Origin of the sequence: Rhizobium grahamii CCGE 502, from assembly GCF_000298315.2 — a bacterium.
GTDB lineage: Bacteria > Pseudomonadota > Alphaproteobacteria > Rhizobiales > Rhizobiaceae > Rhizobium > Rhizobium grahamii.
This window is the reverse complement of record NZ_AEYE02000015.1, coordinates 117,760-130,816: the sequence shown is the minus strand read 5'-3', so window position 1 is coordinate 130,816 and position 13,057 is coordinate 117,760. Positions and strand designations below refer to the sequence as shown.

Annotated in this window: 11 protein-coding genes; 6 read left to right on the top strand and 5 right to left on the bottom strand. The window is 60.5% G+C overall.

Annotated features, from left to right (window positions below):
* The first annotated feature begins 8 nt into the window (after nt 1–8).
* Both RGCCGE502_RS14855 and RGCCGE502_RS14850 read left to right on the top strand, forming a co-directional pair.
* Nucleotides 9–1,274 (top strand): O-antigen ligase family protein, encoded by a 1,266-nt coding sequence (locus tag RGCCGE502_RS14855; protein WP_016554988.1) that lies wholly within the window; start codon nt 9–11, stop codon nt 1,272–1,274.
* 45 nt (nt 1,275–1,319) lie between these two features.
* Entirely contained in the window at nt 1,320–2,327 is a 1,008-nt protein-coding gene (locus tag RGCCGE502_RS14850; protein ID WP_016554987.1) for an acyltransferase family protein, read from the top strand.
* Here the strand turns inward: RGCCGE502_RS14850 and RGCCGE502_RS14845 are convergent.
* Together RGCCGE502_RS14845 and RGCCGE502_RS14840 are read right to left on the bottom strand one after the other, a co-directional pair.
* The gene (locus tag RGCCGE502_RS14845) at nt 2,322–5,519 is read right to left on the bottom strand and encodes an efflux RND transporter permease subunit (RefSeq protein WP_016554986.1); all 3,198 of its coding nucleotides are present in this window, start codon (nt 5,517–5,519) and stop codon (nt 2,322–2,324) included. The genes RGCCGE502_RS14850 and RGCCGE502_RS14845 overlap by 6 nt on opposite strands.
* Complete coding sequence (locus RGCCGE502_RS14840) at nt 5,516–6,670, bottom strand: efflux RND transporter periplasmic adaptor subunit (protein ID WP_019279980.1); 1,155 nt, start codon at nt 6,668–6,670, stop codon at nt 5,516–5,518. The genes RGCCGE502_RS14845 and RGCCGE502_RS14840 overlap by 4 nt, the downstream gene beginning before the upstream one ends.
* 423 nt (nt 6,671–7,093) lie before the next feature.
* Here RGCCGE502_RS14840 and RGCCGE502_RS14835 point away from each other — a divergent pair, with 423 nt between their 5' ends.
* Genes RGCCGE502_RS14835 through RGCCGE502_RS14825 form a run of 3 tightly spaced genes read left to right on the top strand, consistent with a single transcriptional unit; the run spans nt 7,094 to nt 10,311 of the window.
* Nucleotides 7,094–7,558, top strand: coding sequence for a MarR family winged helix-turn-helix transcriptional regulator (locus RGCCGE502_RS14835; RefSeq protein ID WP_016554984.1), 465 nt, complete (start codon nt 7,094–7,096; stop codon nt 7,556–7,558).
* Nucleotides 7,551–8,777: an HlyD family secretion protein gene (locus tag RGCCGE502_RS14830; protein WP_016554983.1), complete on the top strand. Its 1,227-nt coding sequence runs from the start codon at nt 7,551–7,553 to the stop codon at nt 8,775–8,777. The genes RGCCGE502_RS14835 and RGCCGE502_RS14830 overlap by 8 nt, the downstream gene beginning before the upstream one ends.
* The gene (locus RGCCGE502_RS14825; protein WP_016554982.1) at nt 8,770–10,311 is read left to right on the top strand and encodes a DHA2 family efflux MFS transporter permease subunit; all 1,542 of its coding nucleotides are present in this window, start codon (nt 8,770–8,772) and stop codon (nt 10,309–10,311) included. The genes RGCCGE502_RS14830 and RGCCGE502_RS14825 overlap by 8 nt, the downstream gene beginning before the upstream one ends.
* Before the next feature lie 3 nt (nt 10,312–10,314).
* Here RGCCGE502_RS14825 and RGCCGE502_RS14820 read toward each other — a convergent pair whose 3' ends face one another.
* The 3 genes from RGCCGE502_RS14820 to RGCCGE502_RS14810 are packed head-to-tail and all read right to left on the bottom strand — an operon-like array spanning nt 10,315 to nt 12,193.
* On the bottom strand, nt 10,315–10,905 hold the full coding sequence (locus RGCCGE502_RS14820; protein WP_016554981.1) for a DNA-3-methyladenine glycosylase: 591 nt from the start codon (nt 10,903–10,905) through the stop codon (nt 10,315–10,317).
* Nucleotides 10,906–10,935: 30 nt separating this feature from the next.
* A complete protein-coding gene (locus RGCCGE502_RS14815) occupies nt 10,936–11,256 on the bottom strand; it encodes a hypothetical protein (RefSeq protein ID WP_040674664.1) in 321 nt (106 codons plus the stop codon).
* A gap of 46 nt (nt 11,257–11,302) precedes the next feature.
* The gene (locus RGCCGE502_RS14810) at nt 11,303–12,193 is read right to left on the bottom strand and encodes a LysR family transcriptional regulator (RefSeq protein ID WP_016554979.1); all 891 of its coding nucleotides are present in this window, start codon (nt 12,191–12,193) and stop codon (nt 11,303–11,305) included.
* Nucleotides 12,194–12,314: 121 nt separating this feature from the next.
* On the opposite strand from RGCCGE502_RS14810, the gene RGCCGE502_RS14805 reads away from it, so the two are divergent.
* Nucleotides 12,315–13,055 (top strand): SDR family oxidoreductase, encoded by a 741-nt coding sequence (locus RGCCGE502_RS14805; protein ID WP_016554978.1) that lies wholly within the window; start codon nt 12,315–12,317, stop codon nt 13,053–13,055.
* Nucleotides 13,056–13,057: the final 2 nt, after the last annotated feature.

Sequence of the window (13,057 nt, the reverse complement as noted above, 5' to 3'; positions counted from 1 at the left end):
AGGCCGCAATGCGGATCGCAAAATCGGCGCTCATTCAGCCAGGTGGGAACGCGGCTTATGCCATCCCCGCCGTGGCACTGTCACTCTTTTGCTTCGCCTACTCGATCAAGTTCGGGCAGGTGGCGATCCTGCTTTACTATGTGCTCTGGCTGCCGCTGATCGCCGTCGACTACAAGAAGGTGCTCGGCAGCCATGGTCGTTACCTCTGGATCTATGCCTTCGCGGCACTCGCCTTCCTGTCGGTGTTCTGGTCGGCTGTTCCCAGCATCTCGCTACGGGCCAGCATTCAGTACCTGACGCAGGTCATCTGTGCGCTGATTGCGGTGCGTGTGCTCGACGTCAGAACCCTGACGGTTGGCATGGTTGCCGGTGTTGGGATCGTTCTCGTTTATTCGCTGCTGTTCGGCTACTACGAATACGATCCGCTGGATGGCACCTTCAGTTTCGTGGGGGCCTTCGCCTCGAAGAACCAGCTCGGCTTCTATGCGTCGCTGGGGCTCATCGTTTCGTTCGCAACCGTTTTCATCTTCGGCGAGAGACGCCTCTGGATGGCTGCGTCCGGCGTGGTTGGGCTTTTGTCCGCCTATTGCCTCATTGCCTGCCAATCGGCGACATCCGTGCTGACCACAGCTGTTGTGCTGGCCTTGATGATGGGATTGCATGTCGTCCTCGCACTGACGCCAGATCACCGTAAACTGCTCGTCGTCGGCGGCGGTGTGGCCGTTATCGTTCTCGCCGTTGCGGGTGTCTATCTCGGGGCAGTCGATGCTGTTCTTGGCATCTTCGGCAAGGACTCCACCCTGACCGGGCGCACCTATCTCTGGCAACAGGGGATCGAGGCGGCAAAACAGAATCCGATTTTCGGCATCGGCTATCAGGCCTATTGGGTCCAGGGCTTCTCCGAGCCGGAGCGTCTGTGGGAAGAGTTCTTCATCGGGTCGCGCAGCGGCTTCCATTTCCATAACACCTATATCGAAACGGCCGTCGAACTGGGCCTAGCGGGCGTCTTTACCCTCGCGATGATGCTGCTGCGGATCCTCTGGGGGCACTTGCGGCGCGTCATCGAGGATTTCAGGAATGTTGAATCCTATCTGCTTTTCTCTATCGCCGTCCTGCTGACGATCCGCTCCTTCGTGGAGATCGATATTCTGACGCCGTACAACGTCGGAACGTTTCTTTTCTACTTCACCGCTGGAAAGCTGGCGACTGCGCGTCGGCTGCCGACGGCCAGCCATTGGCGACACCAGGCGTCGCCAGAGCCCATCGCTCAATAACGCCATAACATTTCGACCGGCCTGACCGGCTCCCCGAGGAAACCGATGAAGACACTTTACGGCATCCAATATCTGCGCGCCTTTGCGGCACTTGCCGTCGTGGTCTTCCACGCTGCCGAAAGGACCGGTGAGCATTTTGCAATCGGTGCCGCTGGCGTCGACGTCTTCTTCGTGATCAGCGGTTTCATCATGTGGGTCATCAGTGATCGCCGGCCGATGACACCGCAAGGGTTCCTGCTCGATCGCATCCGGCGCATCGCGCCATCCTACTGGCTGGTGACTGGCGTGATGATCGCCGGCGCTGTGGTCGGCCTGTTCCCGAACCTGAAGCTGACCGGCGCCCACATCCTTGCCTCGCTGCTCTTCATTCCAGCCCCGTCGCCAAGCACCGGCGACATCTGGCCGGTCCTCGTCCAGGGTTGGACGCTGAATTTTGAGATGTTCTTTTACGTGTTGTTTGCCGGGGCGCTTTTCCTGCCACGTCGCTGGCGGCTGCTGTATCTGACGGCGATCTTCGGTGGCTTTTTCCTGATCGGCCTTCTTTTCGAGCCGGCGTCGCCGGTGCTCAAAACCTTTACCCGGCCGATCATTCTGGAATTCCTCGGAGGCGTCTTCATCGCGGAATTGTGGATCAAGCGGTGGATCGCAGGAACCAGCCTGGGGCTTGCTTGTGTCGGTGCCTCGCTCTCCGGCTTTGCGACAATTTTCCTGATCGGTGCCGATTTCGACGAAACGATCTGCGGGCCGCTCGCCATGGCACTGGTTTACGGCATGGTGTCGCTCGAGACAGATGGCAGCATTGGCCGCGTACCGCTTCTCACTTATCTCGGCGATGCGTCCTATTCTATCTACCTCTGGCACACGCTGGCGATCTCGGTGATCGTCAAGGCTGCCGGAATGATCGGGCTGTCGACCACGTCGACGATCGCGCTCGCCGCTGTTGGCGGAACGGTTCTCGGAGCGGCAGCTTACGAGCTTGTCGAGAAGCCGCTCCGGAAGGTCCTGTCGTCAGACCTGTTCAAACAGAACGTAGTCGAGCGGCGCCCTTCATGAAGAAGTCCCGGTGGCAGCCTCCTCGGAGGGCGGCGCGGTCTCGGTCTGTGCAACAGGTTTTTTCCGACGCCACCCGCGCAGGACGACGTAGAAAACGGGCGTCAGGAACAGGCCGAAAATCGTTACGCCAAGCATCCCTGAGAAAACGGCCGTCCCGAGTGACTGACGCATTTCGGCTCCGGGGCCGGTGGCGATTGCGAGGGGCAGGACGCCGAAGATAAAGGCGAATGCCGTCATCAGGATCGGGCGGAGGCGAAGGTGGCTGGCCTCCACCGCAGCCTCCACCGGTGATTTGCCTTCCTCTTCAGCCTGCCGGGCGAATTCGACGATCAGGATGGCGTTCTTCGCAGCAAGGCCGATCAGCACGATCAGACCGATCTGCGTGAGGACGTTGTTGTCCATCCCTCTCAACCAGACACCGATCAACGCGGCGAGCACGGCAAGCGGGACGATCAGGATGATCGCCAGAGGCAACACCCAGCTCTCGTATTGGGCAGCCAAAGCCAGGAAGACGAAGACCACGGACAGAATGAATATGTATATCGCCGTGTTTCCGGTATGCGTTTCCTGATAGGCCAATTCGGTCCATTCGAAGGTGGTCCCTGGTGGCAAGATCTTTGCCGCCAGCGCTTCCATCTTCTTGATGGCATCGCCGGTCGACGTCCCAGGCGTCGGATTGCCCTGCAGGGGCACCGAGACATACATATTGTAACGCTGGACAAGCGCCGGGCCGCTTGCATCCTTGATCTCCATCAGGGTTCCGAGCGGTACCAGCGCGCCCGTCGCCGACCGGACCTTCAGTGCAAGGATGTCTTCCCTGTCCATCCTGTATTGCCGGTCGGCCTGGGCGCGAACCTGATAGACGCGGCCGAACGCATTGAAATCGTTGACATAGGAAACGCCGAGGTTGATCGACAGGGCGTTGAAGATGTTAGGGATCGGCACGTTCAGGAAGCGAGCCTTGTCGCGGTCGATCTCAAGGAAGTATTGTGGGCTGGCATCTGAGAACGTCGTGAAGACGCCGGTCAGTCCTGACGTCGTGGCCGCAGCGCCCATCATCTGGCGCGCGAGGCCAAGCACGCGCGTCATGTCGGCGTTATCAAGATCCGAAATCTGCATCTTGAAGCCGCCGGAGTTGCCGACGCCTCGTACGGACGGCGGCGGGATGGCGATGATGAACGCTTCCTGGATATTCTGCAGCTTACCGAACAGCTCGCCGATGATCTTGTTTGCGGTCTCGCCGCCTTCCTCACGTTCGGCGAAAGACTTGAACGGGACGAAAACCACGCCGGCATTGGAGGCATTCGTGAAGGTCGCGCCGCTGAAGCCCGCGAACTGCACGGCGTTGCCGACGCCGGGAACCTGCCGGGCGATGTCGCCAACCTGCTTGACGACGGCATCCGTACGAGCGAGCGAGGCGCCATCGGGAAGCTGTATGACGATGATCGCGTAACCCTGGTCCATGGTCGGGATAAAGCCCGAAGGGACTTTTGTGCCCATGTACCAGGTTGCTCCCAAGAGCCCTGCGAAGACCAGAAGCGCGCAGGTCAACCCCACCCAGCTGCTGACGAGATGCCGGATGATCCATGAATAGCCGGCGCTCATTCGATCGAAGCCGTGGTTGAAGCCGTTGGCCAAACCGCGTGTGAAACGCGTTGCGATGCTGACGCGCTTGCTCTCGTGGTCATGGCTCTTCAGCAAGATCCCCGCCAACGCCGGCGAAAGCGTCAGGGAATTCAACGCCGAGATCGCCGTGGTGACCGAAATCGTAACCGCGAATTGCCTGTAGAACTGGCCAGATATGCCGGGAATGAATGCCGTTGGTACGAACACGGCGATAAGGACCAACGAAATCGCAACGACCGCGGTGCCGACCTCATCCATGGTGACATGAGCCGCTTCCTTCGGAGTCATCCCCCGCGCCAGATTGCGCTCGACGTTCTCCACCACGACGATGGCATCGTCGACGACGATACCGATCGCAAGCACTAGGCCGAACAGAGTCAGCATGTTGAGCGAGAAGCCGAACGCCAGCAGCACCGCAAAGGTGCCGATCAGCGATACCGGTATCGCGACGATGGGAATGATCGCCGTTCGCCAGGATTGCAGGAAAACCAAGACAACAATGGCCACCAGAATCGCCGCCTCGGCGATCGTTCGATAGACCTCTGCGATCGAATCTGAAATGAATTCGGTCGTGTCGTAGACGATCCGATACTCCAAACCTGGTGGGAAATTCTGCGAGATATCCTTCATGATCGCCTGGACCTGATGCGCAGTATCCAGGGCGTTGGTTCCAGGCCGGGCGAAGACGCCGAGTGCGACCGCGGGATCGTTGTTGAGATAGCTGTTGGTGACGTAATCCTGTGCGCCGAGTTCGATACGAGCGATATCCTGCAGCGCGACGAGGCGGCCACTCGCAGTCGATTTGACGATGACATAGCGAAATTGGCGGACATCGGAAAAACGTCCTTCGGTTCGCACCGTGTATTCAAATGCATTCTTGCCGGTAACGGGCGGCGCACCGATCTTGCCGCCTGATACCTGAACGTTTTGGTCTCGGAGCGCTGCGACAACGTCATCCGATGTCATCTGGTAGGCGGAGAGCTTTTCTGGGTCGAGCCAGATTCGCATCGAATATTGGCGTTCACCGAAGATCTGCACGTCGCCAACGCCGTCGAGGCGGACCAGTACGTCGCGGATACGGTTGCGGGCGTAGTTCGAGACGTAAAGCTGGTCATAGCGGTGCGAGGGAGACAGAACGTGCACGACCATCATAAGGTCGGGAGAACTCTTGTCGGTGGTCACGCCAAGCCGCTGTACCTCTTCAGGAAGCCGGGGCAGGGCGATCGAAACGCGGTTCTGGACAAGAACCTGCACCTTATCGAGGTCAGTGCCCAGCTTGAACGTAATCGTCAGCGACATGGCGCCGTCAGCGCTGGAATAGGAGGACATGTAGAGCATGTCCTCGACGCCGTTGATCTGCTGTTCGAGCGGTGTCGACACGGTGTCGGCGATCGTCTGCGGGTCGGCACCCGGGTAAGAGGTGCGTACGACGATGGTCGGCGGTGCAATCTCGGGATACTGCGATACCGGCAATTGCGTATAGGCAATGCTACCGACGACGAGAAAGACAATCGAGATGACGGCCGCAAAGATCGGCCGGTCTACGAAAAAATGGGCAAATCTCATTGTCCGCTCTCCGTGACAGCGGAATCGGGCGGCGTGTCACGCCGTTCTTGTGGCAGTTCCGTCATCTTCGGCGTGATCGTCGCACCGGGCCGAACGCGCATCAGACCATTGACGACAATCGTCTCGGTGCCGTCGAGGCCCTCACGGATGACCCGATAGCCATAAAGCCGGGGGCCCGGTCGCACGGGCATGGTCGAAACCTTGCCATCGGTGCCGACGACATACACGACGCGCTCATTCTGGTCGGAGCCGATCGCTTCGTCGGGGACGAGGACGGCTTTATAGGTATTGGAAGCCGCAACCTGAATGCGCCCAAACAGTCCAGGCTGAAGCACCAGATCCGGGTTGGCGAAGCGAGCGCGGAGCCGGATCGTGCCGCTCTGGTTGTCGATCCTGTTCTCCGCAAAGTCGAGCTTTCCCATGAAGGGCTTGGCGTTCGGGTCGCTGATCGTCACCGTCACGTCGACGCCGCCTCCGCCCTGCTGAAGCACCTGGCCCTTCCTGCGAGCAGTGTCTGCGAAATTCAGGAGTCGGCGCTCGTCCACATCGAAGTAAAAGTCGATCGGGTCGAGTGAAACGATTGTCGTCAGTATCGATTGGTCGGCTTGAACCAGGTTGCCGATCGAGATCAGGCGGCGATCGATACGCCCGCTCAAGGGTGCTGTGATCTTGGTATAATCCATATCGAGAGCAGCGCGGTCAGCAGTCGCCTGGGCACCGCGGACGTTTGCCTGCGCCGAGATCCATTCGCGGCGCCGGTCGTCCAGAGTGGAGACCGACTGGCTGCCGCTGGTCGCTAGCGACTCGGCACGTTTGAACTGGGCTTCAGCATAGGTCTGCGTGGACTTGGCCACTTCTAGGGCAGCGTTCGACTCGTTCAGCGCGGTAATGAAAGGCCGCTGATCGATGACGAAAAGGAGGTCTCCTTCTTTGACAACGGCGCCGTCCGTGAAATGCACTTCCTGCAGGTAGCCGCCGACGCGAGAACGGACAGACACCTCATCCACCGGTTCGAAGCGGCCGATGAATTCATCGTTGTCGACGACATCGCGCACGACAGGCTTGGCAACGGTGACTGGTGGGGGAGGCGGGGCACCTTGGGCGACTGCGCTTGCTGCAGGCAGGAGGATCATGCTGCTCAGCAAAAGCATGTTTCTAATTGAGAAAGGCATAGCAGTCTCCCAATTTGGGCCGCTGCCAGCAAGCCCACTATGTCGATAAGATAATGCGTGTCACGTCTTGCTGCGTCCGAGCGAAAAAGCGTCGCCCGTATCGATATTCTGCACCTGAGCGCCAATCTGGGCGCGCGGACGATCTGCCATTGCTAAAAAAGAATAATGCGGAGACCCGCTAAGTACCTGTAGGACGTATATAAACTGCCTCCGGCAGAAATTGCAAATGCCGACCGGTTGCAATTTCACTGGCTGCTGGAAGCCATGCGTGTAACTCCGACCAGAATGCTGGTGCGGCATTTTGCTCGCAACATACGATTTCGTGGCCGACAGACTTGTGCAGCGCACACGCTTAATATATCTGAGCGTATTATAAGTGTGCTTACAATTGGCGCGGTACCAATGAACGACAATCCCACTCTCGGGTTTCTGTTGCACGACGTCGCACGGTTGCTTCGCAAGCGGTTCGAGCAGCGCGCGCGTTGCCTTGGGCTGACGCGGTCGCAGTGGCAGACGCTCGCCTATCTCCGCAGCAATGAGGGAATCCACCAGGGCGGACTTGCCGAGATCCTGGAAATCGAACCGATCACGCTGGTCCGCATTCTCGACAAGTTGGCTGATCGTGGTCTCATCGAGCGCCGCCAGCATCCGACTGACCGCCGCATCTGGCTTCTCTATGTGCGCGAGGAAGCGCATCCGCTTCTGGCCGAGATGCGTGAACTGGGCGACCTGACACGCGGCGAAGCTTTTGATGGCATCCCTTCCGAACAGCGCGATCAGCTGTTCGGTATCCTAACCGCAATGAAGACGAACCTAGTGCAGGCTTGCCGAACCCCGGTAGCCGAAGATGAGACAAAACATGGCTGAGAAGTCCTCCCTGCGCGTCGTAGCAGACGCAAACGCCCAGAACCCAGTTGAAGAAAACGACGCTTCCCCCCGCGGGGAGACGGTAGCCGAGGCGCCTTCATCCAATTCAGCGCCCGCTACTGCAGTGGCTGCGCCCGGCGGCACTCAGGTCCGCCGCCGGCGCAGTCTCACGCGGCCCGTTCTCTTCGCTCTGCTGCCGATCGCGCTCGTCGTCGGCGGATACTACTATGTCAACGGCGGTCAGATCATGTCGACCGACAATGCCTATATCCAGGCCGACATGGTGGGGCTGACGACCGACGTTTCCGGTATCGTCGACCAGATCAACGTGCATGAGAACGAAGCGGTGAAGAAGGGCCAGGTGCTCTTCAGCCTGCAGCAGGATGCCTTCAAGATCGCGCTTGAAGGCGCGGAGGCTCAGCTTGGCGCCGTGCGCAACCAGATCCTGAATATGCAGGCCAGCTACCAGCAGTCGCTTGCCGAGATTACCCAGGCGGAAGCCGATATTCCGTACTATCAGACGGAATTCGACCGCCAGCAGAGCCTGCTGAACAGCTCGGCCGCGACGCGGACCGCCTATGATCAGGCCAAGCACAATCTCGATGCCGGTCACCAGAAGGTCACGGTCGCCAAGGCTGAGGCAGCGGCAACGCTGGCGCAGCTCGGCGGCAATGCCGACCAGCCGGTCGAGCAGAACCCGCTCTATCTCGAAGCCAAGGCCAAGGTAGATGATGCCCAGCGCCAACTCGACCACAGCGTCGTCAAGGCGCCGTTCGACGGCATCGCGACGAACGTCAACTCGCTGCAGCCGGGCTCCTATCTGCAGGCGTCGACGCAGGCCTTCTCGCTGGTTTCGGACAACAATCTCTGGATTTCCGCGAGCCCGAAGGAAACCGAGCTCACCTATGTCAAGCCCGGCCAGCCGGTGACGATCTATGTGGATACCTATCCGGGCGTCGAGTGGAAGGGCAAGGTCGAGAGTATCAGCCCGGCCTCCGGTTCCAGCTTCTCGCTGCTGCCGGCACAGAACACCACGGGCAACTGGGTAAAGGTCGTGCAGCGCATCCCGATGCGTGTCAGCATTGATGATGCCGCCGGCAAGCCGCCGCTTCGCGTCGGCATGAGCACGGTCGTCGATGTCGACACGGGTCGCGCCCGCGGCCTTCCCGATTTCGTTTCCGAGCTTTTGGGCCGCTCGGGCGGCAAGGACCATGAGTAACGCTGCATCATCGCCGGCCACGCCGGTTGCCAACCGCGGCGCGATCACGGCCTGCGTCATCCTAGCCGTGATCATGCAGGCACTGGATACGACGATCGCCAACGTCGCGCTGCCCTATATCCAGGGCAGTGTCTCGGCGAGCGCCGACCAGATCAACTGGGTGTTGACCTCCTACATCGTGGCGGCTGCGATCATGACGCCGCCATCGGGTTTTCTCGCCGCCAAGTTCGGGCGCAAGCGGGTGCTGTTGGCGGCAATCGCCGGCTTTGTCTTCGCGTCCATTCTCTGCGGCCTTGCGCAATCGCTGAACCAGATCGTCACCTTCCGCCTGTTGCAGGGCCTGTTCGGCGCGTCTCTGGTTCCCCTCTCTCAGGGCATCCTCCTCGACATTTACACTGTCGAGGAGCGCGGCTCGGCCATGGCCTTATTTGGCGTCTCGGTCATGGTCGGGCCGGTCCTAGGACCTGTCATCGGCGGCTGGCTGACTGACAACATCAGCTGGCGCTGGGTGTTCTATATCAACATCCCGATCGGTGCGCTGGCATTCGCCGGCATCGTGATCTACGTCACGGAAACGAAGCTGGATGCGTTGGCGAAGCTCGACTGGTTCGGGTTCGGGATGATGAGTCTCGGCATCGCGTCGCTGCAGCTGTTTCTCGATCGCGGCGAACAGCTCAACTGGTTTGCGTCAGGCGAGATCATGGTCGAGGCGATCGTCTGCGCCGGCGCCTTCTACCTGCTGGTCGTGCATACGCTGACGGCGCAGAAATCCTTCGTTAATCCGAGGCTGTTCCTCGACCGGAACTTCTCGGTGAGCATGCTCTTCATCTTCGTGATCGGCATCACCTATCTCGCATCCTTGGCGCTGATGACGCCCTACCTGCAGACGCTGATGGGCTGCCCCGTCATCACCGCAGGTATCGTCATGGGGCCGCGCGGACTTGGTACGATGCTCTGCATGTTCATCGTCGGCAAGCTGATCGGCAAGGTCGATACGCGCCTGCTGCTGGTCCTTGGCCTCGGCCTCACAGCCTGGGCGATGTACGACATGACCGGCTGGACGCCCGATGTTTCGCAGTGGACGATCGTGTCGGTCGGCTTCATCCAGGGGGCTGGCCTCGGCTTCCTGTTCGTGCCGCTGACGACGATTGCCTTCTCGACGCTGCCGGCGCACATGCGCGGCGACGGCACCGGCCTCTACAACCTGTCGCGTAACATCGGCTCGAGCGTCGGCATCTCGATCGTTTCGGCGCTGCTGGTGGAGAATGCGCAGGTCAACCACGAGAACATCGCTGCCTACGTCACGCCGTTCAACCGCGCCTTCGAGGCAACGGCGGCGCAGGGGATGAGCCCGCTGACAGCGGCCGGTCGTGCGGCGCTCAACGAGGTGATCACCCTGCAATCGACGATCATCGCCTACATCGATGATTTCAAGCTGCTGATGCTGATGTCGCTTGCGGTCATCCCGCTTGCGCTGCTGCTGCGCAAGCCGAAAGTCGCGCCTGTGATGGATCACAGCGCCGTCCTGGAGTGATGCTCAGCGAAACGGTTTGCTGAGATAACGAGACCCGGAGATGCCGAAGCGCCATGGTGCTTCGGCATTTTTCGTTATGCCGATGCGTTTGCCGGCGACAATCTCGACGGGCGCGGAAGGGGCAATCGAGAAGGGCGGCTGATCAAGCAGCCTGTCATTCAGGGACAGGTCGATGCCGAGCGCCTGGCAGAGCTTGCCGGGACCGCTGCAGAGTTGCGCCAGCGCATCGTTGTTGCGGCGCTCGATCATGGTCGCGATGCCGGCTTCCGGCTCGATTGCGCGGATCAGCACCGCGGAGCCCGGCGTGCAGACGAAATTCACGCACCAGTGCATGCCGTAGATGCGGTAGATGTACACGTTGCCGGGCTCACCGAACATGGCGCGGTTGCGTGGTGTCGGTCCGCGGAAGGCGTGCGAGGCCTCGTCGTCGGGGAAATAGGCTTCGGTCTCGGTTATGCGACCGCCGACATCGCAGACGCGCAGATGGCAGCCAAGCAAATCCCGCGCAACGGCAATCGCGTCGCGCTTGAAAAAGCGGGTGAGATCAGGGCCGGCGAGGGGAGCGGCGCCGATCGCACCGGCGGCATGTGTCATCTGATTCAAGCTTTCGATCGCTCGGGCACTCTAGTGGCCGACCTTCGGGTCGTGCGCGGAAATCGATGATCCGGTGACCGATACGGGATCGCTGGCAGGGAAGGTGTCCTCGAGGCCTTCTTCGAGCTCCTCTTCCAGAAGTGCGGCATCCTTGCCGCGTGCTCCGTCGACCTGCGAACTCTGAAGTGTCGCGGCAAGCAGCGCTCTTGCCCGGGTGATCGCATTATCGCTGGTCAGTCCGGGAGAGGCAGCGGCATAGAGCGTGACCGAAATGTTGTTGCCGGACTGATCCGTGAAGATGACAACGAAGCCGCCGTCTTTCGGGTGTACGGTGACGTCTGTGATGGCCATGGAAATCTCCGGGTTCTGGCAGTTGCGCCAAGTGAAACGCTTTTCGTCAGGATTGTCGAGCAAAGACCTTCGCCAGCCAGTCGATGAAAACGCGAACGCGCGGAGAAAGCTGCCTGTTTCGCGGATAGAGCAAGGAGACGGGCGTCTCGGTCAGCGGAAAATCCGGCAGCACATGAACCAGCGTGCCATCGGCCAGATCCCTCTCGGCATGATATCGCGGCACCTGAATGAGACCGAGGCCGAGCCGGGCCGCCGACATGAAGCTTTCGGCTGCGTTGACGGTGACCGGCGCGGGCAGGGTGACGTTGCGAATGTTGCCGCCGACAAGGAATTCCAGTGGCAAAACGCCACCCGTCGCGGTCGAGCGAAAGCCCACCATGCGATGACCGTCGAGCCTGTCGGGATGAACAGGCAGGCCATGCTTTTCAAGATAGGCGGGAGACGCCAGCGTGATCTCCTCCAGCATGGCGACGCGTCGCGCCACCATGTCACTGTCCTGGGGAACGCCGACGCGCAGGACGCAATCGATGCCTTCCCGGACGAGATCGACCAGCCGATCCCCCTCGCTCATGTAGAACTCGATATCCGGATAGGTCTCGAGGAAGGACGGTAGGCTCGGCAACACGAAGTGGCGGGCAAGCGTGCCATGCACGTCGACGCGCAGCATTCCCTTCGGCTTGGCGCCGGCGAAGGCGCCCTCTGCGTCTTCGATATCGGCGAGGATGGAAAGACAGCGCTGGTAGTAGGCTTCGCCATCAAGCGTGGGGCTGACATGGCGCGTCGTTCTCTGCAGCAATCGTACGCCGAGGCGGGCTTCCAGTTGCTTGACCGCATCCGTGACCGTAGAGCGCGGAAGGCCGGTGTCCTCGGCGGCGAGCGTGAAGCTCCGCCTCTCCACGACGCGGGAAAAAACCCGCATGGCATCGAATCTGTCCATCTATTTGTTCGCTGTATCCGGATAGTGATGCCGAATAATGGCCGATTATCCGCAATTCGAAAAGCGGCATCTTCTCCTCATCGAAAACGCGGCGAGCCGCATCAAGTGAAGGAGAAAGGCAATGAGCAGCAACGAGAACAAAGTCGCACTGGTCACAGGCGCATCGAGAGGGATCGGCGCCGCAATCGCGGAACGGCTGGCCAGGGACGGTTTCACCGTCGTCGTCAACTATGCCGGCAACGCAGCACTCGCCGAGGCGCTGGTGGAGAAGATCGAGCAGAGTGGGGGCAGGGCGCTGACGGCGCAGGCCGACGTCAGCGATCCCGCAGCCGTCCGTCGCATGTTCGGCGCTGCGGAAGCAGCCTTCGGCGGCGTCGATGTGCTGGTCAACAATGCCGGTATCATGCAGCTCTCGTCGATTGCCGATGCCGACGATGCCAATTTCGATCGCCAGATCAGCGTCAACCTGAAGGGCACGTTCAACACTCTGCGCGAAGCGGCCAAGCGTCTGCGCAACGGCGGCCGCGTCATCAACTTTTCGACGAGTGTCGTCGGCCTGAAGCTGGAAAACTACGGCGTTTATGCCGCTACCAAGGCGGCTGTCGAGACGCTGACGGCGATCATGTCGAAGGAAATGCGCGCTCGCGAAATCACCGTAAACGCAGTGGCTCCGGGGCCGACCGCAACCGACCTTTTCCTCGACGGCAAGTCGGACGAGTTGATCGCCCGCATGGCCAAGATGAACCCGCTGGAGCGCCTGGGAACGCCTGAGGATATCGCAGCTTCCGTCTCATTCCTGGCCGGCCCCGACGGGGGGTGGATCAACGGCCAGGTGTTGCGCGCCAACGGCGGCATCATCTGATT